Raw genomic sequence first — 24,740 nt, 5'->3', positions numbered from 1 at the left:
AACAGAATTTATGTAAAAAATATTTTACAGAGCTAAATACAATAAGGACCAAATAAGGATTTGTCAAGAAATTTCAAAAAAGCCAGAGACTCAAACAGACGATGGCATTTTTTTTGAAATCCGAATGGCCTCTTTCAAACTCAATGTCCCGTCATACAGCGCTTTTCCGGTAATGACCCCAACAACGCCAACCGCTTCCAATGGCAGCAGCTTTTTTATATCTTCAATGGTGGCAACACCTCCGGAAGCCACAACCGGAATCGAAACGGCTTCCGCAAGCCTTCCGGTTTCTTCGATGTTTGGTCCGGTCTGCATACCATCACGGTAAATATCCGTAAAATTAATAGCGGCCACGCCACAGTCTTCAAATTGCTTTGCCAGATCTACAGCCCGAATGCGGGTGGTTTCCGTCCACCCCTCGATTGCTACCAAGCCATTACGGGCATCTATGCCGACCACTATCCGGCCCGGATACACTTTGCAGGCCCGTTTTACCAGATCCGGATTTCTTATGGCTTCCGTGCCAATCACAATTCGGCTGACCCCGAGATCAAAAAAGGTCCGTATTGTCTGTTCATTACGGATTCCCCCGCCAACCTGAATCGGTACAGTTACACTTTCAACGATGGATTTAACAGCCTCCCCATTCAAGGGCGTTTTCTGGATAGCGCCGTCCAGATCCACCACATGTATCATTTCAGCGCCTTCCTGCTGCCACCGTTTTGCCATGGCAGCCGGATCATCCGAGAATACGGTTTCAGAATCCATTCTCCCCTGACGAAGCCGAACACAATGACCATTTTTTAGATCAATCGCAGGTATTACAACCATAATATTCCTTTATCTGCTGCGGATTAAGCACCGGTTTCTCATAGCGACGGAAAGTCCTTGAGGGCATCGTCAATGCCACCGGAAGCCAATTCCTCGGCTGATATCCATTGTCCCTTCCGCTTGATAAATGTTCCTATCTTGAAAAGATTTTCGCTTAAGGTCTGCTGAATTTCGTCTACATGCCCGTTCCAAATGAGCCGACCATCCGGCACACTGAGCAGCAGCATGTCCAGGCCGACAGAAGCCGGAGATTCAGCCGTATAACGAGTGCCTACCCGATGTCTGAACCGATAAACCCGATTGAGCAGGATGGCATCGGCGCCCAGCTGTTGTCCGGTTTTCATCAACAGCTCCAATTCCGACATTTCAGCCCGCGTTTCAGACAGAAGCGACGAAATGGCCCCCTGAGCCTGGCCCGGCGGTATCAGCACCAGCGCCTTTCGCTCCATCAACGCCGACATCAAATAATCGGTCAAAAAAGCATCCGCTCCCTCGGCCACCTCTTCGATTAAATATACCTTGCCACTGACCGGGCATCTATAGCTGGCATGATCTCCAAGCTTTCGGTAAAGATCGTCAAAAGGCATTACCAGAATTTTTTCAAATCGATCCAAACCGGTAGCCCGATCCGGATACAACAGTCGATTCTGGCATGCGCCGATAAAGACCACGAGCACAGCCAAACACAATACAGCACACAAACCCGGCGGTTTTGACGATAGCTTGCGATTTAATTTCATGATGTATTTTTTCTTTTTTCATCGCCGCTGTAGAAACTGCGAATCGAAATTCATCAATTTTACCCGGCATCTACCCTGTACCGACGGGCATTATGATTACCACAAGAAAAACTCACAGAGCGCCTTTGGAAGATCGAACCCCTGTTATCCGGCTATCCAATGCCGTAGCCTGATCCAGAGCCCTTCCAAACCCCTTGAACACCGATTCAACGATATGGTGCAAATTTTCACCATAGCGCACATTGATATGAAGGTTCATTCCGGCCCTGTTTGAAACAGCCCGGAAAAATTCCTTAACAAGGTATATACCCATGGTATCCTGCTGGCCGGATATCAGAGGAGCATTCAGTACCAGATACGGGCGGTTTGACAAATCGATCGTAACCGAACTCAAGGCATCATCCATCGGGGTGACGGCGTGTCCGTATCGGCTGATACCTTTTCTATCGCCGAGCGCGCTGCTTAATGCGTCTCCGAGCACAAGCCCTACATCTTCGACCGTATGATGACAATCTACATTGATATCCCCTTTTGCAATTACGGAAAGATCAAAAAAACCATGCACTGAAAAAAGGGCCAGCATGTGATCCAAAAAGCCGATGCCAGTTGAGACATCATACGTTCCCCTGCCATCCAATTCCAGTTTAATCCGAATTTGTGTTTCTTTAGTCCGTCTCTCGACTTCCGCATTTCTCATATGAATTCATCCTGCCTGAACCGCATCGTTTTATATATTAACCCCCGAAACACAATAAAATCAAACTCAGGTACCGGTATATGCAAGGTTTACGGCGAAATGTATTTTTCAGGAAATAAAAAAGAAGCTGTCTTGTATATGTATAACCGTTTGAAGTTATCCGTCCGGGAAAAAAATGGAAACAACCACATACGCCACCATTCAATATAGTGGTTAAAATTGAGTCAATATCTGTACATAACTGTTTTGTCAACTGTTTAGTTTCCTCATCCCGACACATTTTCCGGAAACATGCATGCTGCAGTCAGCATCTGCCCGGAAACAGAATAGATGCTTCCAGTTTAAGGTCGGCGAAAATTTTAACCTCACGACAGGGAAAATCTTGAGAATTTAAATATGGCCTGGCGCACATTAAAAAAACAGTCACTTGCATATGGGAAAAAGTTAACCCTTGCCCATCAAACCGAAAATCAGCGCCCTGATCTTCTGGCATGCAAATTTCATACACGATCGATACGGAAAACGAAAACCCATAAACAAAAGCGACATTTTGCCCACGGCATCAGGCAGCTATCCGGCACAATTCATTTAATGTTCAACACGTTGCAACAAATAAATTTGAACCGGGCAGCGGCATAAAAAATATTCCACCCCGGCTATTTTGATCGCCCCCCCTGACTTGCCAATTCCATTTCTATGAAATATACTTCATATTTCTATACCATAAAAGTTTATAATCCTGTCATGACTGCGTCATAATAACCCGAGCTTTCGGCTACCATTATACTCCTTGAAGCATTCACCTTTTCAATGCTATGTATGAAGCGAAACGGCCGATTTTATTTAACGCGTTTTCTTTTTCCTATAAGAAAATAACCCTGCCAGCCGTATGCTGAAACAATTTCAGTGGTCACTGATTCGATTTTATACCAGATGCAGACATTCTCACCTGAATGATCGAACCTGCCCGAAGCCCCCGCACCGGTTACCAGCTGATAAAATCAATCAAAAAATAGACCTATACTATTTAACTAAAAGGAATTGTCATGATGTCAGAACTGAACGCTGCATTTTCAGTTATCGGCATGTCATGTGCCAACTGCGCCTTAAACATTGAACGCGCTGTCCAAAAGATAGAGGGTGTATTAAAGGTCAGTGTAAACATTGCCACCGAACAGGCGTCCATTACCTTTAATCCCGGGCATGTTCACTTAAAAACAATTGTCGAAACCATTCAAAAGGCCGGATTCGACGTTCCGTCAGCAAAAGCCGAATTTCCGGTAATCGGAATGACCTGCGCCAACTGCGCCCTGAATATCGAAAGAATTTTAAACCGAACCGTTCCGGGAGTTCTGAAAGCCTCTGTGAATTTTGCCACAGAACACGTTTCTGTGGAATATATTCCTTCGGTTTCATCATTAGAAGATATTGTTTCTGCCATAAAAAATGCCGGGTTTGAGGCTGTCAGTCCGGACAGAATACTCGAATCCGACGATGCAGAACAGACAGCACGAAAGGCTGAAATCAAAAATCAGACCCGAAAGTTCATTGTCGGGGTTTTGTTTGCTCTGCCCGTTTTTATCATTAGTATGGGCCGGGATTTCAACCTGATCGGCAGCTGGGCCCAAAACGCCTGGGTCAACTGGCTGCTGATGGCGATGGCGACCCCGGTTCAATTCTACACGGGATGGGATTTTTATACCGGAGGATTCAAAAGTCTGAGAAACAAAACCGCCAACATGGATGTACTGGTCGCCATGGGCTCTTCGGTGGCATACCTCTATTCCGTTGTTATAGTCGCTTTCCAGTTTTCGGGCTCTCATGTGTATTTTGAAACGTCTGCTGTCATCATCACGCTGATAAAACTGGGGAAAATGCTCGAATCCAGAACCAAAGGAAAAACCGGCGGCGCCATTCGAAAACTGATCGGACTTCGACCGAAAACCGCCACCATTATCAGAGACGGCAATGAAACCGAAATTTCCATATCACAGGTCCAGGTCGGAGATATTATCCTGGTTCGCCCCGGGGAGAGAATACCCGCCGACGGATCGATTGTTTCCGGCCAGTCATCTGTGGATGAATCCATGGTTACCGGGGAGCCCATGCCGGCAGACAAATCCGATGGTGATTCGGTTATCGGAGGCACCATCAATGGTGAGGGGATGCTCAAATTCACCGCATTAAAGGTCGGACAGGACACTGCTCTGGCCCAAATTATCCGCCTCGTACAGGACGCCCAGGGCAGCAAGGCTCCGATTCAGGCTGTTGCGGACCGGGTCGCGGCTGTATTTGTCCCTTCGGTCATTTTTATCGCTTTCATCACTTTTATCATATGGTGGATAGCGACCGGAGATATTGTCGCTGCCATGATCCGCCTGGTGGCAGTTCTGGTGATTGCCTGCCCCTGTGCGCTGGGGCTGGCAACCCCCACGGCCATCATGGCCGGAACAGGAAAAGGAGCTGAAAAAGGCATCCTGTTTAAAACGAGTGCAGCTCTGGAAATGGCCTCCAGACTCGATACCATCGTACTGGATAAAACAGGAACCATAACAGAGGGAAAACCCGGGATTTCTGAAATTATCCCGCTGCTTCCGGATAATTATCCCCGCGAGGACATCCTGAAGTTCGCTGCTTCGGCAGAAAAAGGATCAGAACATCCTATAGGAAAAGCCATTGTCAATGAAGCACGAAACCGTCACATCGACCTCCGGGAACCTCAGCATTTCAAATCCTTCGGAGGATTTGGCGTCGAAGCCACGATCGACGGGACCTTAGTGAGGGTTGGCAAACCCCGATGGTTTGTGGATCAAGGCATCGACATGTCCTCCGGGCGTGAACCGATCAACAGGCTCCAGGCAGAAGGCAAAACCGTCATTGCCATTGTGATAGAATCCATGCTTTGCGGCCTGATTTGTGTTTCGGACAGGTTAAAACCCGATTCGAAAGCGGCAGTCAAACGCCTTAGAAGCCAGAACCTCAATGTTGTCATGCTCACCGGGGACAATATCCAGACTGCCCGGGCTGTTTCCTCACAGGCCGGCATTGACGAACTTATTGCTGAAGTACTCCCGGAAGAAAAATCATCGGCAATCAAAGCACTGCAGGATCAGAAAAAGATTGTCGGGATGGCGGGAGACGGCATCAATGACGCACCGGCGCTGGCTCAGGCGACCGTAGGCTTTGCCATTGGCACCGGAACGGATGTGGCCATCGAAACAGCAGATGTCATTTTGTCAAGCGGCAGCCTGATGGGCATCCCGAGGGCCATCACGCTCAGTAAAGCCACCATGAACACCGTCAGGCAGAATCTGTTCTGGGCGTTTTTCTACAACATCATTCTGATACCCCTGGCCGCAGGAATCTTGGCCCCTTTTGACATGTTCCCCGGCTTTTTAAGGCACCTTCACCCGGTTCTGGCGGCAATGGCCATGGCTTTGAGCAGCATATCGGTTGTTTCAAACAGCTTGAGACTTTATCATGCCCCGTTTAAATAACCCCCCAGCTACACAATAATATCCAGAAGAGTTTCGCTCATCTCGTCCTGCGCCTGAATCGATCGGATATTGGCTTTATGCCCCTGCTCAATGACGATTGAGTCAGCCACTTCTTTTTCCAGACTTATGTCGGACTTCTCATCAAAGGCACGGGACATGCGGTCTGCCACCCCCGCCATTTTTTTCCCCTCGTTGATCAGAGATGAAAGAGAGTTCGAAACTGAGCTGATCATAACGCCCCCATACTTTTTTGTTTACAATATCAAGCACGAACTATTTATCATTTTGTTTACGCAACATCAGAATATTAAAATATTTTTTTCCACAGATTACGCAGATTTCACAGATTATTTTTAAATTCAAACACCAACCTATCTTACTTTTCTTTTAATCTGTGTAATCTGCGTAATCTGTGGATAATATTTTCAACGCAATCTGCGGACCAAAGGCTATCTCTTTTTGATCTCAAAAAATAGAAATTCCTATACTATGTATTTACTATCGTCTGTCATTAAAATATCTGAAGTTTTTTTCGGCGAGTCGAGCTGTTTTCTCGCGTCACTGATCCGCTCAAGGACTTGCCGGGACGATACCGTTACAGCCTCAACCAGTTCACACGCCTCCTGTCGGGTAATCCGTTTTTCATCGACCATCTGTTGCATTTGCAAAAGGCTGGAACCATAATTGTTGAATCGCGATAGCAGCTGTTCCTGATATGATTTGCCCACGGCGTCCACAAGTTTTGATATATATTGAAATTTTAAATTTTCCTTATAATCATTGAAATGAGCGGCTACGGCCATGCGGGTTTCCCGTTTCAATTGCCGCAGCGCATCTTTAAGCGCCAGATATTCTTCCTCCTGATGGGAACTAAACGGTTTTTTCAACAACCGTTTAAAATAATTAACCAATCGATATGCACCCAGGCGCATCATGGCCTCAGTTCTTACTTTTGCCCGATAATTCACGGTCGCCGTTGCAGGTGAAATGGCCAATCTGTTGACGATCTTAATGGAGTCAAAATCCGGCGTCTCTGTTTTCTGGAGTTTCACGGGCATTCTGGATATTCCCAACGCTTCAACGGCGTCATTATATTGCTCCAGCGCATCTTTGATAATGGCATCATAAGGACGGCAAACCGTCTCAAAACACCGGCCGACCATCTCCTCCCTGGCCCTGACGAAATTAACCAGTTTAGGATTGACCGCCTCTGTCATAAACCCATCCAATGCCTGTTTGAATTCCTGAAATACCAGATAGAGTGTTCCGGAAAAACCCGAAGATTCAAGGTGTTGAAAATATTTTTCATGAGAGATGGAGTATCGTTGGATCCATTCACCGACATCTTTCAGAATTTCTCCATACCCGGCATCAAAGAATCGGTCGATATCCGATTTAATGTCTTGAGTAATTTTCCCGGCCGCGCCCTCCAGTGTGGTACGAATCATGTCCCGGATCGGTATCATGGCGTTTTGATGATACGAAATTTTTTCGATCATGCTTACGGCCTGAGCTGAATCTTCTCTGAGGACCTTCTGGCTGACCGCCCCCCAGTGCTCCATGGCGGAGGCAAGAACCGCAAAACGTTCAAGATGATTCCGCAACAACAGAGAATATCGATCCTCAGTAATTTTCTTCACCAGGGAAGATTCAAGCTGCAAGGTTTGCTGATCTGAAAATTCGCAGAAATCGGATTCTTTTTCCCATTGATCAAATCTGAATTGATCTTTTTCAGACAGATTCCCGGCACAATGCCGAAACAGATTATACAGTCCGGAGAGAGCATAGATTTCCGGATCTGGTTTGATCAAAGACAGATCTTCTTTGATTTTATCAAGCAGCCTGTTCAGATCATCCAGAGTTTCATGCTCATTAAAATCGCAGTTGACGACAAAGACGATGTTATCTATTATCCCCATTTTCTTAATAATGGATAAAAATTTAATATCGGCCTGACGCAGGCCGGTTCGACTGCTGATGACATATACAATCATATGCGTGAGAAGCAGATAATCCTGAATCATCGCAAGGTGCAGAGGATTTGGCGAATCACTCCCCTGGCAGTCTGCAATCTCTATATGCTCGCCCCCCAGCGTACTGCCACCGATTTCCAGTAATACATCCTTCAGATACACCGCCAGGCTGTCATTTCCTACAAATTCTTTATGTCGTTGAAAATTTTTACCGGCAAATACGCTGACCTTACCATCCGGGGATACGATATCCTTGATTCGCTCATATCCTTTAAGATAGGAAGACAGCAGGATACTGTTGGCATCTCGCGTATCATTGGCCACAAACTGCTCGGTCTTCAGCTCCCCCATGGCATGTTCGAGTTTCTGACGATCCTGAATTCGTCTGATATCAAACCGTTCGCTGTCAGATCGAGACGGGGATGGGAACAAAATCAAAGCCCGGTTCATATCGTCTGCAACTTCATCCCAGGATTTAAAATACAGCAACGCCTTCAGAGACTGCCCATACCGGATTCTGGTGACAATGGAAGTTACAACGCCCGCCCCGCGCTTTAAATAATCACCTTTGAACATTGAATTAATCAACGTACTCTTACCCGATTTAACCGTTCCTACCACTGCAATACGAACAACATCCTCCGTTATATGCTGAAACGTTTCCCGGCATACATTTCCCCATTCTTCGAAAAAAGGATCAGACATTGCCGAAAGCGACGCCGCGCGGGATTTGATATGTAACAGCTCCTGGTGGATCTGCAATATCTCGTTTTTCAATAAAGTGTATGCATCCATAGCTTTTTCTTTTTATGATAAAATATGAGTGTATATCCAAAAAATAAACGCCAATATCAACAGGTGATTAACTACCTTGCCTGACATGAATTGTCAAAGCGATTTACTCAATTCCGGCGTTGCATTGTCACCATGCCGGATGATATACACCGGTATCAGCAGTCTGACAGTTGAAAAAAATAACCCGAAAAGATCAGATTTACCTGCCGTATTCTACGAAACCGGCGGCGCTCTTTACCCCTCAGGCAAGTCAATGATACAGCATCTCTCGCGTTGCGAAAGGGCTTTCAGGCGGCTGCTGGAACATCACCGTGACGCCCCGGATCTGAATCCTTATCTACTTTCCAAATATCAGAAACGACCGTTTCTCATTTTTTACAATCAGGAATAACCCGGCCTTATCATCGAGTAAAAATCAACATACACGTCTGAGCAACCCACTGTTTCCCTGATTTATGGACTGGTGCCTTGTAAATTCAATCCTTTTATGCTATAGGTAAATAAAATTTGCTATTTATTATGTCTGCTTAAGCCTCAGGGTCATTGGATTTTTAAATTACGACAACAAATAATATTGGCATCATATAAAATATGATGCTTTATTCAGAACACAAGCCAGCCATTTTTTTCAGATCATATGTTTTCATTAAGGGGAGATATTCTGAAAAAGAAAGGAATTTTTTTAAGGAGAAATTATAAAAATGTCCGAAAAACATCCTGAATGCCCGTTATATAACCCCTTGAATTGCAAAGAATATTACAATCCAAAGCTTTGCGCTTTTGTCAGAAAAGACAAAGTGTGTCTGAAAAAGCGCAAACCCAAATCCAAAAACAAGGAAACAGCTGAACAAGGAGAATTATAGCAGTCAATCATGACAACTAACTCCCCATTTTCTTTGCTTATATTGATTATGCGCGGCCTGCACTATCTGAAAGAAGCAATGGATCGACCCCTACGGTTTTGAGAGCCGCATCCCATCTGTTTTCTTTTGAAACACGAAAAATTATTTCCTCGGTTACATCGCACGTCAACCAAGAATTTTGTTTCATTTCATCTTCTATCTGCCCCGGACCCCAACCTGCACAGCCCAGGCAGAAGATATAGGACTGCGGCCCCTCGCCTTTTGATATCGCCTCGATAACATCATTTGTATTGCTCATGGCAAGAGACGGTGTAACATTCAAGCACCCATTCCAGCCAAAAGGCGGGCCGTGAAGGACAAACACCTCATTCATATGAACCGGGCCACCGATATATACCGGGGTACGCTCCGTGCCTGAGACTGCCGGAAGATTAAATTCTTCAAATATTTGCTTTACAGTCAAATAGGAATGAACACGATTGACGACAATACCCAGGGCACCCTGCGCGGTATGCTCGCATACACATGTCACGGTTCTGTAAAAATTTGGATCCGTCAGCTTGGGCATCGCAATCAGGAATTGCCCCTTGAGCGTCTCAAGATAAGTTGATTTCATAATTTCCTCAAACGGAGAATGGGGTTGAATTTTGATGGTTTCAACGTAACCCGGCTTTTTTCCCGGCGCCTGCAAATCCATACCACGTTTCCAGGCTTATTTTTGACAAATCTTTTGACAAAGCCCGTTGTTCAATAATATATATTATTTATTGTTTTTTCAGAAGGCATTTAAAATATTCTGAACATACATACCCATAAAACGAATAGCCTACGTTACTGTTCATTATATTTCAACAACGTTATCGATAAAAACAGTAATACATTCCCCCTGCAGGAGCAACCGCATTATGAAAATCATTTCGCCTGAGCATCTGTCATCGGCCAGGCCCACCTGCACTAAAATCCGTCACTCCCGGAGCGCCGGATTTCACGACCTCCTTCAGCAGTACACTTCCGCGGAGCAGATTCCTGTCACCCCTTCAGCAGGCACTCTGCCGGAAATCAGTTCAGTTCATACCCCAGGCACGATTAACTCCGATGCCCGTGCCTTCAAAAGTGCAACGGACACGACGCTGGATCTGTTTGATTCCTACATCCGTCAGCTGAACGATCCTGAAACCAACCTGAAAGAAATTGAACCAACCCTGAGAAATCTCGTGAATCAGGCTGAATCCCTTCACTCAATATATGTTGACAGCGATACATGTCCACCTCAGCTGAAGCAACTGTTAGACCATCTGCTTATGGAGACGAAACTGGAACAAATAAAGTTTCAACGGGGGGATTATGTAGATTAAAACGGGTTGATTTTTCTATCCCTGTATCAGAAACCAGGAATTTACTCTGGCAGCAGCCACTGATATCGATGGTACGAAACGTATTGTCATCCTCAGCGGAGGAACAGATGGTACGAATCGACCGACAGATGCTGCAGGCGCATTTGCTGGCAACCCCGCCGTTTCCAGAGCCCGGCAGATGAAACTGTCAGCCGGCAAATTTCTATCCGACAACGATACCTATCATTTTTTCAAACGCCTGGGTGATTTGCTGATCACGGGACCGACCCATACCAATGTCATAAATCTTCACATCATGATTATCCGATGAGGCCTGAACCGGCATGGAACTTGAATTCAAAGCAATCGACCTGCGCCAGCAGAAAGACTACATGAATCTGCTGGCGCTGTGCCCTATAAAATTTTCAGATATCAGTTTCATCAATCTCTGGGCATGGGCAGAAGAATACGGACTTGTCTGGGCCCGTGACGAAAACCTGGTATGGATCAGACAAACCCGCCCCGAAGCCTGTTACTGGCCGCCGGTTGGCCCATGGGAAGACATTGACTGGCAGGCATGCATCGATCGGAATATAAAAAGGCCTGCACTGTTTACCCGCATGCCGGATCAATTGGTTCGGCTCTGGGAAAACCGTCTCCCGACCGCCCTGGCAATTGAGGATACCAGAGACCACTGGGATTACCTTTATCTGTCAGACGAACTGATTGAACTTAAAGGCAGCAAACTGCACAAGAAAAAAAACCTGCTGAACCAGTTCAAAAAAGGATACGATTTTACATACCGGAAGATAGATACTGAAACCATCGAACTGACCAGGCAGATGCAACAGGACTGGTGTACCTGGAGAGATTGCGAATCCTCGGATACGCTGGCGGCTGAAAACAGGGCCATTGAACGCGTGTTAACCCACTGGGAAATATTTGAAGGGATTGCCGGCGGGTGTATTTCAACCGGCAACACAATCATCGCCTATACGGTAGCCGAACGGTTAACGGACGATACGGTTCTAATTCATTTTGAAAAAGCCGATCCAAATTACAAGGGCGCCTATCAGGCCATCAACCAGATGTTCCTGGAGCACTCGAACCATCCTTTTTCCTTCGTCAACCGGGAACAGGACCTTGGCGATCCGGGCCTGCGAAAGGCCAAGTTATCTTACGTGCCAGCTGGCTTTGTCCATAAATTCCGGGTAGTCATCCGGGAGTCGTGACATGAGCCCCGGAACAGTGAGCCCCTTTAGGGGCCTTATTCCTTAAACTCTGTCAAAAAAACAAAATTTTTCCCGTTATAGTTACCGCCCGCTTCGCTCGAGACGCGCAGAACGCAGAGCCTCGAAACGGTGGTTTTGGTCTCTGAGATCTCTATGCCTCGAGAGAGCGAAGCAAACGGGCGGTATAAAATTAAAGAGTTTTTGTAACGGCAACTCCATGGAAATCGGGTTGCGGGCACGGCCCGCGTCAGATCGTTTTTGTCTTCAGATATTTTGATCTTGATCCGCCCGTTGATAGGTGCCCCTCAGGATTGCGGCCGGGTGTCATTAAAATGATTATACCCGCCCTTCAGCACGACGGGTTTCTGTGAGGGGTCAACAAGAAACCGGCCCTCGCTGGCAGGCCTGATCTTTCCCACCACATGATATTTTACCCCGGTCCGATCCAGTCGGTCCACGTTATCCGGAGAAACGGTAAAGAGCAGCTCAAAATCTTCGCCGCCGTTTAACGCAAACTCCACCGGATTTACACCCAGTGTTTTCCCGGCTTCGATCACATCCGGATGCAGAGGAATCTGATCCGCATACACACACGCCCCCACATTACTCCGGTTGCAGATATGATTTACTTCCGATGCCAGTCCGTCACTGATATCGATCATTGCATGGACAATGGGCGCCAGATGACGGGCGGCATCCATCCGGCATCGAGGGGTCAGATGCTTTTCCATCAAATAAGGGGAAACCGGTTTTTGTTCCGTCAGCAGCCTGAGCCCGGCCCCGGAAGCGCCCAGCATGCCGGTAACCGCCAGAAGATCTCCGGCCCTGGCATGACTTCGCAAACAAAGATGCTCACGCGGCACCGTTCCCAGCACCGTTATACCGATCGTAATCACCGATCCATGGGTGGTATCGCCTCCGGCAATCACCGCATGATGATTCCGGCATGATTCGGCCAGGCCACTGTAGAGTTGCTCCACCCACTGTACGGTTGTCCGGGGTGTCAGCACCAGGGATACAAACAGGCAGACCGGCGTCCCGCCCATGGCGGCGATATCACTGATATTGCATTCGGCCGCTTTGATGCCGATCTGATCCGGCCGGGCCCACGAAAGCTTGAAATGATCGTCTGCCACAAGCGTATCGGTCGTTACCAGAATATACTGGTCCGGATCATTGCCCGATTTTAAAACGGCCGCATCATCTCCGATTCCCACAACCACCTGGTCATGGTCAACCGGAACCATATGCGCCAGTCGGCCGATTAAAGCAAATTCTCCACCGATATCCTTAATATACATGTTGTTTCCCCGAATCTGACCCGCCCTGATTTTCTCTGGCTCTCCGGATCGCACACCACTGACCGCACATGGAGCAGGCGTGCTCTTCGTTTTTGCTCTCATCCAGTTTCACCTTATCCACATACGCTTCGAATTTTACCGGGTCAATGGATAATTTCTGCTGAGCGTCCCAGTTAAAATCCTTTCTGGCCTGTGAGATTTCCAGATTTCTCTGAACCTCTTTCTTGTTTTTCCGGCTTAAATCCACGGCAGCGGCCGCGATTTTTGAAGCGATCACCCCTTCCCGGACATCATCTATATCCGGCAGTCTCAAATGCTCAGCCGGCGTAAGGTAACAGAGAAAATCAGCACCAAAATAGGCAGCCAGCGCGCCCCCGATCGCACCGGCGATATGATCATACCCGGCCGCGTAATCGATGACCAGCGGCCCCAGCACATAAAACGGCGCACCATTGCAGATGGTTTTCTGTTTACGGATATTTTCTTCAATCAGATGCAGGGGCACATGCCCCGGGCCTTCCACCATGACCTGCACATTGGCATCCCGGCAACGCTGAACCAGCTCCCCAAGGACTTCAAGCTCCCCGAACTGAGCGGCATCATTGGCATCGGCCGTACATCCGGGCCGAAGCCCATCGCCAAGCGACATGGTAATGTCGTACGCGTACGCGATTTTGAGAATCTCATCAAAATGCCTGTACAAAAAACTTTCTTCCCGGTGGTGCCGCATCCAGTTCACCATAATGGAACCGCCCCGGCTGACCACACCCAGCTGCCGATGATCGGCCAGGGGAATATGCTTTTGAAGCAGGCCGGCATGAATGGTCATAAAATCCACTTTTTCTTCGGCCTGCTTTCTGACTACATCCAGAAACCGGTCAATGGTAAGCTCTGCGGGATTGTCCAATCCGATCATCGCTTCATAGATGGGGACCGTACCGAGGGTAATATTGCACTCGCTGGTAACCGCCTGCCGGAATCCGCTGATATCCCCGGCGATGGATAAATCCATGACCGCATCCGCCCCACTGTCTATAGCGGCTTTTACCTTCACGATTTCATCGCTGAAATCGCACTGCGTCGGAGAGGTGCCGATATTGGCATTCACTTTGATCCGTGTGCCTTTGCCGATACCGATCGGATCAAATTCCGTATGACGGTTGTTTCTCGACACCACCACATAGCCGTTGAGGATATCGTCAATGAGCTGCTGCGGATCAATGGCTTCATCCGCGGCGATTTTTCTGACAAACTCCGGGATACCCCCCTGTTTCAATTCATCAATCACTGTACTCATCGTATTTCCTTTCAGATGATATATAAATCTACAGACCAGGAATTTCCGTTTTTAATTAATCTTATCAAAATGTTACATGCAGAAGAACGCTACACTTGAGGACCGGTAGCGTTGATCCCTTGAGAATGCTATAGGATAAAAGCTTCCTGTTTCTTGTCTTTTGCCTCAAACGAAGTGATCCTCAAGCGATAGCGGTCCTAAGTCCGCCCGCAGGGCGCTATCTTGATCCAATCAACGACAACAGTTCATTAATCCTGGCAGAAATATCCGCCGAGTCATTGACTTCAGATATCATGGCAAAATAATGAGCCCCGGCGTCCCTTACCTGTACGATATTGTCTTTTGTGATACCCCCAATGGCCACCACCGGAATATCTGAGCAGCTTACGATCTGGCGAAGCATTTCAATGCCGATCACAGAGGCATCCGATTTGGACGCCGTCGGGAATATGGCGCCCGCCCCGATATACCCTGCACCAAAACGTTCAGCCGCCAGAGCTTCTTCGACATTGCCGACCGATACGCCGACAACCATATCATCAGGTACCCTGGAAATAACCTCCTGAAAGGACTCATCTCCCTGACCGATGTGAATGCCATGTGCATGGATATCCATCGCGATATCCACACGATCATTGATGATCAAAGCGGCATTTTCATACCGATTGACCAGAGCCAGCATCTCGCTTGCAAGGTCATGAAACGCATGGTCATCGATGGTCTTTTCTCTGAGCTGAATGATTTTGGCCCCGCTGTCGAGCAGGCGCCGGCAAAGCGCTATATTATCTGCAAAATAATAAATATCGCTCCTGTCCGTGTTAAAAATGGCTGATCTGTGTTTCATAAATAATCTTCCTGTAAAAATGATATGCTGAATTCGGTACCCTCAAAACAAAAAAAGCAGGCGACAGCGAAACGGAAGCTGACACCTGCTTTTGATTATCGGCTTTCAGTGTTTCCTTACGCTGGAATTATCCAGTTCAAGTTAAAGGGTTTTATCTCAGCCTGTTTGATTCGACGGGCACCCCTAACACGAAATAACATCATCATGTATTGCATGATGATACACACACTTTAAAAGAACCGCTCTGATTAATTGTTATCCGGATTGTCTTACAATTTGTTCAGATAGCAATTTTAACTGTCTTAGTCAACCGTAATTCGACATAATGATTTAAATATAACACCGACGCAGGCATCGGAAAACGACTGTTCAGTACATTCCCCAGGAACCTGCCTTATAGTACCGGGTGAGGACCGGCTTTGCCTCCGAATTGACCTTGATGCCCTTAAACCGGGCGTCATCCAGGACCCCTTTGCCGAAAAGCATCATCGATATCATGGCATCCGCATTGATAAACCGGGTTTGAATGTCTGAAAAAGTTTCATTCATCAGCACACGTTTAATAGTTGTTTCATCGGCATCTTCATCCCTCACACCGATGACCCATCCCCATTCACCCATGGTCGGGACCTGATTGTGATAGGGTACTGCCGAAAATCCGGCCGCACGAATAGTTTTCAGCACGCATAAAAACGCGTCTCTTGAAAAATACGGACTGGTGGCCTGAGTCACCAGAGCCCCCCCGCGTATCAAATGCCGTCGAAGCATCCGGTAAAAACTTTCCGAATACACATGCATCAAATCTACTGAATCCGGATCCGGCAGATCAATGATGATTACCCCGTAAAGTTTGTCATCGACTCCGATAAATTTTGCCGCATCTTCGTTAACGATACGCACCCTGGGGCTGAGCATGGCGCCTTGATTGATGGAAAGCAATACCGGATGGGTTTTGGCCAGGTTTGTCATGGCCGGATCCAGATCCACCAGGGTAACCGTCCGGACCTGATCATGCCTGAACACTTCCCGCAAAGCCAGTCCGTCGCCGCCCCCGACAATCAGGACGTTTGTCGCATCATGGGACAGTTTCATTGCCGGATGGACCAGCGGTTCATGATATTTTTCTTCATCAAAGGTGGAAAACTGTTCCTGCCCATTGATATAAAGCCAGTAATACTTTTTCCATTGGGTCAACACGATTTTTTGGTAGAGGCTCTGCCCCGAATAAATAATTTTATCTTTATATTTGACCTGTTCCCCGTAACGGATGACAGGCTTGGCAAACATCCCCAAACAGATAAGCATCACCAGCGTGATTGAAAAAAAACTAAACAGAACCGCTTTTTTTTTCAACAGATGGGCACATTTGAACAACATCAAAGAGGCAACCAGAAAATTAACGGTTCCCAATACGATCGGGGTATAGGTAAGGCCCAGATAAGGAAGCGCAACAAAGGCAAAAACCAGGCCCCCTACGAGAGATCCGAAATAATCTTTTTCCATAACCCCGGAGATATTGATCCGAAGTTCCTCACAGGACTCATTCAGGCGGGCCACCAGGGGAATTTCAAGGCCGATGAGGCTTCCGACCATAAAGGACAGAACGTAAATCAGCAGACCGATATAGTTGGTATAGGCTGCCATGCCATAAGCAAGCTCGGCACTCATGGCACATAAAATCGACAGAAAAAATTCTGCGGTAATGAACCACTCAAGGAGATTGGTCTGAAACCATCGGCTGATCCGGCTGCCGATGCCCATGGCAAAAAGCATCAGGGACATGACAACCGTCCATTGAAACACGGCGTTGCCGAGCAGGTAGGTTGCCAGAGTCGAAAGAACAAACTCGGCTACAATGCCTGCACAACCGGTCGCAAACAGACATATTTTAAGAATGGTACTGAAATCTGAGGTCTTATACACACCAGTAGATAATAAAGGATGCTGCAATGTAGGAAATCGCCTCTATATACGCTGCTCCCACATTCGGCTTTTCCTGCCTGGCAATTTCATCCGAAAGGCTCACCGTGGGAATCAGGATTTTATCTGTCAGAAATCGAATGACGGGCAATAAAACAAGGCCTGAAAGGGATACCAGAATAAAGCCGGATAAATCCGCGGACCAGGATTCAAAATCTCCCTCTGCCGCAAGCCCTACAATGACACCCATCGCAATCAGCGCCCCGGCAAAACTCACACCGGCCGCCACGTTGTCTTTTTCGATCTGTTCGTGAAGATCATAGGGAATCATCCGGTTATAGACGAGTCCCGCTGCTATCAGCATGACCTGGCCGATCGCCCAGAAGGCAATCGACGTCCATATATTACCGCCTTCCCCGGATACCGATCCATAAATGACCAGACCGGACGCGACGCTGACCCCGAAGGAAACCACGCCGGTTCCGGGGTTCTGATCCCGGATCAGTTCATCGTTCATCTTGAACCGGTATAAAATGAATTTGTCACAGAGAAACCAGGAAACATTCAGGAGGAGGATACTCATCAGTCCGTAAACACACAAATCGATCAGCTCATCCACGATTGTCTGATCAGGCCCCACTAAAATACCGCCAACGGCGATCACCAGCCCGAGATAATACCCTCCCACGCTGAGGGCAACAGCCGGATTATCTTTTTGCACCAGTTCTTCTGTCAGGTCATAGTCCCAATGTATCCACCCGTACACAATTTTACCGATAAAAAAAATCAGATAGAATATCCCGATCAGTACGATGGCTGTGATAAATTGATCCAGATTCATATGCTATTTCCCCAGGCCGCCGGCCCGGGAACGATAACTTGTCCGGGTCCGACCGATTCGTTTGGAAACTTTATTTGAAAAAGACGACTGTTTTGACTGCTGAATGGCCATCCGCCGCTTAAAAAAATCCGGTTTTGCGCTTTTTGCAACCGTTCCGGATGTACCGTACTCGTTATTCCGGCCAAAATATGGCGCTCCGCGGGATTTGGATCGCTGATAGTCATCATAGTCCCTCTGATACACCGGCCGATACCAACCGCCTAACAAACTTTTAAACAAAGCGTACTTTCCGTAAAATTCCCAGAATGAATTGCCCCTGCTGTCCTGAGCCCATTGCCCGTATCGGGCATCCCCCACAAAGGAATATCCCGGCGGGGCAACAGATGCGCTTTCCTTACCATCTGTTTTGGATACGAGACTCATTCCGAGAAATTTTTCATATTGCCGGTAATAATTCTCGGGGACTTCAAGCCATTCGGTTGTCGACACGTTATCTTCCCGGACAATTCGATACCGGTGATAATACTTTTTTATAAAATTCCCTTCCTCTTTCATATCCTCCAGAAGCACAGACCAGACCGGTGCATCCCGAAGCGAGGACGTTATCCGGTCAAGCGGCACTTCCCGGGAACCTGTACCGCAGCCATAACACATCACAAGGGCAACGGCCGAAATAACCAGACTGTATAGCAGCGGCTTACGTGCTGAGGATCGAATCATTAATTGATTCCTCTGTTTTTTAGTAAAAATTAAATTCATTTTACCGTATCCTTTAACAAAGAAGCCTGTACCGGTCAACCCCGTACTAAACCACATTCAAAAATATCACCAGATATTTTTTTTATTTCGGGCTTGATCATAACTGCGGCCATATTTTACCGTTCGCAGGCTCTGAGTTCCGCCCGTTGCCGGCGTACGACATGGCACGATCCGGGGAAAAGATGTCGGGGCCATGAAGCGTTAAGAAGCGCAAACGGTTTGAGGCGTGCCGAGTTTTTGCGCTTTAGCTTCATGGGCCCGGCATCCCCGGATCGTGCTGGAGAAGCCGGCAATGGGCGGGACGGACCTCGTGACATTATGACCGCAGTTATTGATCAAACCCTTTATTTCAAACAAATCCGTTGCCTCGTTCAGTTCTTTTACAGTCGGTCTCAACGCAATGGCGGAGGCCCGCTTCCATTCATATCCGCCGCAGGCCGGTCATCTTTCCCTTGACATTAAAGCATCAAGCATCTATATGGGCATTTTGTTCCGGATCAGGCGCCATGCCTCATGAAATATATTTTTTCAACCAAACCACATAATCTTTCGTAACGGACTATCATGAGCACATCACACATCTCCAAAATATCATCCGAACTGAATTTATCTGAATCTCAGGTAGCAGCCGTTGCACAACTCCTGGATCAGGATGCAACCGTTCCTTTTATCGCACGATACCGGAAAGAAGCCACCGGCAGTCTGGATGAAGTGGCCATTACCGCAATCCGGGACCGCATCAAGCAGCTTTTTGAACTGGAGGCCCGAAAAGAGGCCGTATTAAAATCTCTTCAGCAGCACGGCCACCTGACCGATGAACTCAATGAAAAGGTAAGCGGCGCCCTGACGATTTCAGAGCTGGAAGATATTTACCTGCCCTATAAACCCAAGCGAAGGACAAGGGCCACCATCGCCAGGGAAAAGGGGCTTGAACCACTTGCACTGCTTATTATTAAACAGACCGGGATAGATCCTGCCGAACAGGCATCTGCCTTTATCGATCCGGAAAAAGGGGTCGGCTCGGTTGATGATGCACTTTCAGGCGCACGGGATATCATATCCGAAATCATCAATGAACATTCCGAAGCCCGCGCAAAACTACGGCTCCTGTTTGCAACAAAAGGCACGTTTCACAGCCGGGTCATAGACGGAATGGAAACCAGCGGGACAAAATACAAAGATTATTTTGACTGGCAGGAACCGGTAACTACGGCTCCCTCCCACCGTATACTGGCGATGCGAAGAGGAGAAAATGAGGATATCCTCAATCTCGGCATTGCTCCGCCGGAAGAAGTTGCCGTCAGCTTACTCGATGACCTGTTTGTCACGGGAGACGGGAAAGACGCAAGCCAGGTAAGACTCGCCGTCAGAGACAGTTATAAGAGGCTTCTTTCCAGATCCATGGAAACCGAAATCAGAGTCGCCACAAAAGAAAGAGCAGATGCAGAAGCCATTGACATATTTGCCGAAAATCTCCGTCAGCTCCTGTTGTCGCCTCCATTGGGACCCAGACGGGTTATGGGAATCGATCCCGGTTTCCGAACAGGTTGCAAAGCCGTGTGCCTTGACCCGCAGGGAAAACTCCTTCACTATGACACGTTTTATCTTCATATGTCGGAAAAACAAAGCCGGGAGGCGGCTGAAAAAATCAAGAAACTGTGCAGCACATATCAGATTGAGGCGATTGCCGTTGGCAACGGAACCGCCGGCAGGGAAACCGAGGCATTCATCAAATCCCTTCCGTTTATTGAAGATATTCAGATTGTGATGGTCAATGAAAGCGGCGCTTCAATATATTCGGCATCCGAGACCGCCCGGGAGGAATTCCCGGACCTTGATCTGACGATCCGGGGAGCCGTCTCGATTGGAAGACGGCTGATGGACCCGCTGTCCGAACTGGTCAAAATCGATGCCAAATCCATTGGCGTGGGTCAGTACCAGCACGATGTCGACCAGAGCGCATTAAAGCAGGCACTCGATGACGTGGTCATCAGCTGTGTCAATGGGGTCGGGGTCGACGTCAACAGGGCCAGCGTTCAGCTGCTGACCTATGTATCCGGTCTGGGTACGCAGCTTGCCAGAAATATCGTAACCTACCGAAATGAAAACGGTCCGTTTCTAAACCGGGAACAATTAAAAAAGGTCCCCAGGCTGGGCCCGAAGGCTTTTGAACAATGTGCCGGTTTTTTAAGAATACTCGATGGTGAAAATCCTCTGGATGGCAGCGCCGTCCATCCGGAAAGTTACCCCGTGGTATACACCATGGCAACGGATCTTGCCTGTACGGTAAAGCAACTCATTCAAACCCCATCGCTGAGAAACCGCCTTGATATCAGCCGGTATGTCACCGAGGCCATCGGCATCCCGACGCTCAGGGATATACTCGCAGAGCTGGCAAAACCCGGCCGCGACCCCAGAGACACGTTTGAGTCCGTTGCATTTAAAAGCGAAATCAACGAAATCAAAGATCTGACCCCGGACATGCAGCTTCCCGGGATCATAACCAATGTTACCGCTTTCGGTGCCTTCGTGGATATCGGCGTTCACCAGGATGGTCTGGTCCATATCAGCCAGCTCTCAGACAGATTTGTCAAAAATCCTGCCGATATTGTCAAAGTGAATCAAAAAGTCACTGTCACCGTATTGGAGGTCGATCTGGAAAGAAACCGGATTTCGCTTTCCATGAAAACCACCCCGGAGCAAAAAAAACCGGCGAAGGCCAAGCCCGTGTCCTCTCCCCCAAAAAAGAAATCCGATAAGCACGGAAGCGGGAGCGAAAAAAATGGAGGCCATTCCCCGTTTAACAATCCGTTTGCCGACATATTCAAAAAGAATTAGTGACTGAATGAAACCCCTTATTTTTCCGGAGCCCGGCAGGCGAAAATTTTACCGCACAACTTTGATGAACTCGTAAAAACTGCCCACGCCCGTCATTCCCGCGCGGAGGGAATCCAGAGCATATTGAAATAACTGGACTTCTCTTTTTAGTAAAACGACAAATAAGGGCTGAATATGACTTTTTACATAGCCATCAACTTTCAGTATTTTGAGAATTAAGATTTTCGCCTGACGCACATGAAAAAAAGGGCTGCTTTTGTTCAGGGACTTTCTTCATTCATTCGATGACAAATGCCCCCGTCTTTAATACCGGTATTCAATCATTGCCACCCTGAGCTTACTGTTTTCAACTTGACACAAAAACGCACTTGCTATTATGATAATTGATAACAGCATTATCAGCGCATCGGATTTATACGCTTACACTGTATGAACAATCACCTTTCCTTTCTTTTAAACAGTATCTCTCACCATACGAATGTTAACACAGCGCCCAGTCAATAATTGAGAAAGCCGCAAAGATTCGGATACATCATATTGCATTTCGTCATTGCCGATATCTGGATTAAAAAAATGGATTTTTAGACGTAAGATCATTCTGAAAACCGATAAACGCCATTAACAGACCGCCCTCAACGAAGGGCCTTCAGGGTTATCGACCCGGGCTTTCGGTCCTGTAGCCGGCAAAAGCCGGACAAATGATTCCTGACCGGCGATTTTTCCGGATAAACCGCGAAATATTCAATCACGCAAATCCATACTGGCAAACGACCGGCAGCAAACAAGATAGACTTATGACTTCACGGCTGAATAACCCTTTAGAAAGCAACCCATACCCGAAAGGAGATAAACGATGAAAACAAAAATCAATTATGTACTCATTTTCGGTCTGTCATGCATGATGATGACTGCCTTAGGATGCGGCACCACACAGAGCGCAAGGCTCAGCCAGCTTGAAGGCCAGATCTCACAGAAGGACCAGGAACTCAAAGCCATTAAAAGCACCGCCAGCGAACTGAAAGCAGCTGTCAGACAGAATGAATCCGAACTGGTCAGATCAGAGAAAGCCAATGCAGAACTCAGAGCTGAAAAGCAGACCTTTGAAAAGGAACTTCAACGAGTACAACTCGAGCAGAAACAATTTGAAATGGCTCAAAAAAGCAAAATGGCTGAAGCATGCAGTTTATTCCCGACAGAAGCAAAAGCAGGTGAATGCTATGCAAAAGTATTTATTCCGGCTAAATACAAAACGGTAATGGAAAAAGTTCTCAAAAACGAAAGCTCGGAGAAAATAGAAATCATTCCGGCCAAGTATGAATGGGTCGAAGAAAAAGTGCTCGTAAAGGAAGCCTCAAAAAAACTCATGGAAATTCCGGCCAGATATCAAATTGTCGAAGAAAAAATACTGGCTAAGGAAGCGCATCAGGTATGGAAAAAGGGCAGCGGTCCCATAGAGAAGGTTGATAACGCAACTGGCGAAATCATGTGCCTGGTTGAGATACCGGCGTCATACAAAACCGTTCAAAAACACGTGCTCAAGGAACCGGCAAGGGTGGAAGAAATTGAAATTCCCGCCCAGTACAAAACCGTCAAGGTCTTGAAGGAAATCAACCCGGCAGACGTAAAGCGCATTCCCATACCTGAAGAATATCAGACAGTTTCCAAAACCGTTAAAGTTGACGATGAGCATATGGAATGGAGAAGAATCCTGTGCAAAACCAATGTGACCCCTCAGCTGGTTTCCAAACTGCAAAAAGCACTGCTCTCTGCCGGCCATAATCCAGGGCCCATTGATGGCGTCATCGGACCCAGGACCAATGCTGCCATAAAATCCTATCAACAGACAAAGCAACTGGCTACCGGTGCGTTAACGTATGAAACCATTGAAAGTCTGAACATCAGATAATTCAGCTTCCGACCTGCTCAGACATGCCCTCCGTCAGATACAGAATTAACCTGTTTGTACAAAGCCTGGATTCACCCGCGTTTGTCTCTGCCTCTCGATTACCCCGCATGGCGGCCCTCCCATGCGGGGTAATTTCCATTTTTCCAATCCGCACGCCATCATCGGCAAACCGTTTCTCCGGTACATGCGTCTTTGGGAATCTTCAGCCCCGCCGGCACAAATCAGATTTAAAACAGCGGAATAGAGGTCAATCCGGCTTCTGCACCATCCGTTGACGAAGACGTTCTGCTATCAATTAAACCTTCCATTTTGATTCCGTATATATTAAAATACGCCGTTTTAATTATGCCGGAGACAGCTTTTTAAGATGGCAGTCCTTAAAATCCGTCGCCGGTCAGTTCGATACATGGAGGGAGATATTTAATGAACACCACGCTTACGTCGCGCCTGCGCCTCACGGGTCTTCTGATCCTGCTGACATTGATCGCTGCATTTCCATCTGTTCTTCCTGCAGAAACACCGCCATCAAGCATCCTGTCATCACAGCCATTAGCGCATGACAGAGCGTTGCCGTCTGCAACCTCTTATCTAAAAAACATCCGGGAGGGGCGCCAGATTGAGGCATCCAATTCCCCTGCCCGCGCATCTGTTTCACCCGATCTGTTTATCGGGGCATCACTGGGAACCGCATGGCCGATTGAGTCCGGCTATGTCGTCACGAACAACCACGTGATCGCGGACTCTACGAATGTGCTTCTGGTCGACTCGTTTGGACAAAAATTCCGTGCCTGGACCGTGGCGCGGGATGAAGTCAATGACATCGCACTGCTTGAAGTCTACGACCGGGGAAAGCTCCCACCGGCGCTTCCATTATCTGACCTGCAGGCCGGACTGGGAGCCAGCGTGTTTACCATCGGGTTTCCCCGCATCGATATCATGGGGAAAACCCCCAAGCTGTCAATCGGTATTATCAGCTCTGCAAACGGTCTCCGCGATGATCCCATGACATATCAGACGACCGTGCCCATCCAGCCCGGAAACAGCGGAGGGCCGATGTTAAATATGAGAGGGG

At 47.6% G+C, this 24,740-nt stretch carries 20 protein-coding genes and 1 riboswitch; of the genes, 8 read left to right on the top strand and 12 right to left on the bottom strand.

Features of this window, described 5'->3' with window-relative positions; all coding sequences use genetic code 11:
• Positions 1-90: 90 nt before the first annotated feature.
• The 3 genes from hisA to hisB form a co-directional block, all read right to left on the bottom strand.
• Positions 91-831 carry a 1-(5-phosphoribosyl)-5-[(5-phosphoribosylamino)methylideneamino]imidazole-4-carboxamide isomerase gene (hisA, locus tag PHQ97_11690; GenBank protein ID MDD4393394.1) on the bottom strand — a complete coding sequence of 247 codons (741 nt, stop codon included), beginning with the start codon at positions 829-831 and terminating at the stop codon, positions 91-93.
• 38 nt (positions 832-869) lie between these two features.
• On the bottom strand, positions 870-1,571 hold the full coding sequence (locus PHQ97_11685) for a hypothetical protein (protein ID MDD4393393.1): 702 nt from the start codon (positions 1,569-1,571) through the stop codon (positions 870-872).
• Between the two features lie 112 nt (positions 1,572-1,683).
• Complete coding sequence (gene hisB / locus PHQ97_11680) at positions 1,684-2,268, bottom strand: imidazoleglycerol-phosphate dehydratase HisB (protein ID MDD4393392.1); 585 nt, start codon at positions 2,266-2,268, stop codon at positions 1,684-1,686.
• 1,046 nt (positions 2,269-3,314) lie between these two features.
• Between hisB and PHQ97_11675 the strand changes: the two genes are divergently transcribed.
• Positions 3,315-5,765 carry a heavy metal translocating P-type ATPase gene (locus PHQ97_11675; protein ID MDD4393391.1) on the top strand — a complete coding sequence of 817 codons (2,451 nt, stop codon included), beginning with the start codon at positions 3,315-3,317 and terminating at the stop codon, positions 5,763-5,765.
• Between the two features lie 8 nt (positions 5,766-5,773).
• Here PHQ97_11675 and PHQ97_11670 read toward each other — a convergent pair whose 3' ends face one another.
• Positions 5,774-5,998 carry a flagellar basal body rod C-terminal domain-containing protein gene (locus PHQ97_11670; protein MDD4393390.1) on the bottom strand — a complete coding sequence of 75 codons (225 nt, stop codon included), beginning with the start codon at positions 5,996-5,998 and terminating at the stop codon, positions 5,774-5,776.
• 249 nt (positions 5,999-6,247) lie between these two features.
• Positions 6,248-8,533 (bottom strand): dynamin family protein, encoded by a 2,286-nt coding sequence (locus PHQ97_11665; protein MDD4393389.1) that lies wholly within the window; start codon positions 8,531-8,533, stop codon positions 6,248-6,250.
• Positions 8,534-9,234: 701 nt separating this feature from the next.
• Here PHQ97_11665 and PHQ97_11660 point away from each other — a divergent pair.
• A complete protein-coding gene (locus tag PHQ97_11660) occupies positions 9,235-9,396 on the top strand; it encodes a hypothetical protein (GenBank protein MDD4393388.1) in 162 nt (53 codons plus the stop codon).
• Between the two features lie 46 nt (positions 9,397-9,442).
• Here the strand turns inward: PHQ97_11660 and PHQ97_11655 are convergent, their stop codons facing one another.
• Positions 9,443-10,093 (bottom strand): YqgE/AlgH family protein, encoded by a 651-nt coding sequence (locus PHQ97_11655; GenBank protein ID MDD4393387.1) that lies wholly within the window; start codon positions 10,091-10,093, stop codon positions 9,443-9,445.
• Between the two features lie 208 nt (positions 10,094-10,301).
• Between PHQ97_11655 and PHQ97_11650 the strand changes: the two genes are divergently transcribed.
• Genes PHQ97_11650 through PHQ97_11640 form a run of 3 tightly spaced genes read left to right on the top strand, consistent with a single transcriptional unit; the run spans position 10,302 to position 11,962 of the window.
• The gene (locus PHQ97_11650; GenBank protein MDD4393386.1) at positions 10,302-10,751 is read left to right on the top strand and encodes a hypothetical protein; all 450 of its coding nucleotides are present in this window, start codon (positions 10,302-10,304) and stop codon (positions 10,749-10,751) included.
• Positions 10,752-10,776: 25 nt separating this feature from the next.
• A complete protein-coding gene (locus PHQ97_11645; protein ID MDD4393385.1) occupies positions 10,777-11,061 on the top strand; it encodes an MOFRL family protein in 285 nt (94 codons plus the stop codon).
• Between the two features lie 13 nt (positions 11,062-11,074).
• The gene (locus tag PHQ97_11640) at positions 11,075-11,962 is read left to right on the top strand and encodes a phosphatidylglycerol lysyltransferase domain-containing protein (protein ID MDD4393384.1); all 888 of its coding nucleotides are present in this window, start codon (positions 11,075-11,077) and stop codon (positions 11,960-11,962) included.
• 305 nt (positions 11,963-12,267) lie between these two features.
• Here PHQ97_11640 and thiL read toward each other — a convergent pair whose 3' ends face one another.
• The 6 genes from thiL to PHQ97_11610 all read right to left on the bottom strand — a co-directional run bounded on the left by thiL (position 12,268) and on the right by PHQ97_11610 (position 18,885).
• Entirely contained in the window at positions 12,268-13,263 is a 996-nt protein-coding gene (gene thiL, locus PHQ97_11635; GenBank protein MDD4393383.1) for a thiamine-phosphate kinase, read from the bottom strand.
• Positions 13,253-14,560 (bottom strand): phosphomethylpyrimidine synthase ThiC, encoded by a 1,308-nt coding sequence (thiC, locus tag PHQ97_11630; protein MDD4393382.1) that lies wholly within the window; start codon positions 14,558-14,560, stop codon positions 13,253-13,255. The genes thiL and thiC overlap by 11 nt, the downstream gene beginning before the upstream one ends.
• A 217-nt stretch (positions 14,561-14,777) precedes the next feature.
• Entirely contained in the window at positions 14,778-15,404 is a 627-nt protein-coding gene (gene thiE / locus PHQ97_11625; GenBank protein ID MDD4393381.1) for a thiamine phosphate synthase, read from the bottom strand.
• A gap of 96 nt (positions 15,405-15,500) precedes the next feature.
• Positions 15,501-15,599: riboswitch (TPP riboswitch) on the bottom strand.
• Positions 15,600-15,773: 174 nt separating this feature from the next.
• Positions 15,774-17,354, bottom strand: a complete 1,581-nt coding sequence (locus PHQ97_11620) for a polyamine aminopropyltransferase (protein MDD4393380.1) — start codon at positions 17,352-17,354, stop codon at positions 15,774-15,776.
• Complete coding sequence (locus PHQ97_11615) at positions 17,320-18,165, bottom strand: DUF350 domain-containing protein (protein MDD4393379.1); 846 nt, start codon at positions 18,163-18,165, stop codon at positions 17,320-17,322. Before PHQ97_11615 ends, PHQ97_11620 begins: the two co-directional genes overlap by 35 nt.
• A 3-nt stretch (positions 18,166-18,168) precedes the next feature.
• A complete protein-coding gene (locus PHQ97_11610; GenBank protein ID MDD4393378.1) occupies positions 18,169-18,885 on the bottom strand; it encodes a hypothetical protein in 717 nt (238 codons plus the stop codon).
• A 603-nt stretch (positions 18,886-19,488) separates the two neighbouring features.
• Here PHQ97_11610 and PHQ97_11605 point away from each other — a divergent pair.
• The 3 genes from PHQ97_11605 to PHQ97_11595 form a co-directional block, all read left to right on the top strand.
• Entirely contained in the window at positions 19,489-21,762 is a 2,274-nt protein-coding gene (locus PHQ97_11605; protein MDD4393377.1) for a Tex family protein, read from the top strand.
• Positions 21,763-22,615: 853 nt separating this feature from the next.
• Positions 22,616-23,668, top strand: a complete 1,053-nt coding sequence (locus tag PHQ97_11600; protein ID MDD4393376.1) for a peptidoglycan-binding protein — start codon at positions 22,616-22,618, stop codon at positions 23,666-23,668.
• A gap of 423 nt (positions 23,669-24,091) precedes the next feature.
• Positions 24,092-24,740: serine protease (locus PHQ97_11595; protein ID MDD4393375.1), on the top strand; the 649-nt coding region annotated here is incomplete at its 3' end.

It is taken from the genome of Desulfobacterales bacterium, from assembly GCA_028704555.1.
GTDB lineage: Bacteria > Desulfobacterota > Desulfobacteria > Desulfobacterales > JAQWFD01 > JAQWFD01.
This window is presented reverse-complemented; position numbering and strand designations above follow the sequence as displayed.

Coding starts and splice junctions, on each gene's coding strand:
- thiE (MDD4393381.1), bottom strand. CDS start 15,404: ATGAAACACAGATCAGCCATTTTTAACACGGACAGGAGCGATATTTAT.
- PHQ97_11670 (MDD4393390.1), bottom strand. CDS start 5,998: ATGATCAGCTCAGTTTCGAACTCTCTTTCATCTCTGATCAACGAGGGG.
- PHQ97_11660 (MDD4393388.1), top strand. CDS start 9,235: ATGTCCGAAAAACATCCTGAATGCCCGTTATATAACCCCTTGAATTGC.
- PHQ97_11665 (MDD4393389.1), bottom strand. CDS start 8,533: ATGGATGCATACACTTTATTGAAAAACGAGATATTGCAGATCCACCAG.
- hisB (MDD4393392.1), bottom strand. CDS start 2,268: ATGAGAAATGCGGAAGTCGAGAGACGGACTAAAGAAACACAAATTCGG.
- PHQ97_11605 (MDD4393377.1), top strand. CDS start 19,489: ATGAGCACATCACACATCTCCAAAATATCATCCGAACTGAATTTATCT.
- PHQ97_11640 (MDD4393384.1), top strand. CDS start 11,075: ATGGAACTTGAATTCAAAGCAATCGACCTGCGCCAGCAGAAAGACTAC.
- PHQ97_11655 (MDD4393387.1), bottom strand. CDS start 10,093: ATGGATTTGCAGGCGCCGGGAAAAAAGCCGGGTTACGTTGAAACCATC.
- PHQ97_11600 (MDD4393376.1), top strand. CDS start 22,616: ATGAAAACAAAAATCAATTATGTACTCATTTTCGGTCTGTCATGCATG.
- PHQ97_11610 (MDD4393378.1), bottom strand. CDS start 18,885: ATGATTCGATCCTCAGCACGTAAGCCGCTGCTATACAGTCTGGTTATT.
- thiC (MDD4393382.1), bottom strand. CDS start 14,560: ATGAGTACAGTGATTGATGAATTGAAACAGGGGGGTATCCCGGAGTTT.
- PHQ97_11675 (MDD4393391.1), top strand. CDS start 3,315: ATGATGTCAGAACTGAACGCTGCATTTTCAGTTATCGGCATGTCATGT.
- PHQ97_11685 (MDD4393393.1), bottom strand. CDS start 1,571: ATGAAATTAAATCGCAAGCTATCGTCAAAACCGCCGGGTTTGTGTGCT.
- PHQ97_11650 (MDD4393386.1), top strand. CDS start 10,302: ATGAAAATCATTTCGCCTGAGCATCTGTCATCGGCCAGGCCCACCTGC.
- PHQ97_11615 (MDD4393379.1), bottom strand. CDS start 18,165: ATGAATCTGGATCAATTTATCACAGCCATCGTACTGATCGGGATATTC.
- thiL (MDD4393383.1), bottom strand. CDS start 13,263: ATGTATATTAAGGATATCGGTGGAGAATTTGCTTTAATCGGCCGACTG.
- hisA (MDD4393394.1), bottom strand. CDS start 831: ATGGTTGTAATACCTGCGATTGATCTAAAAAATGGTCATTGTGTTCGG.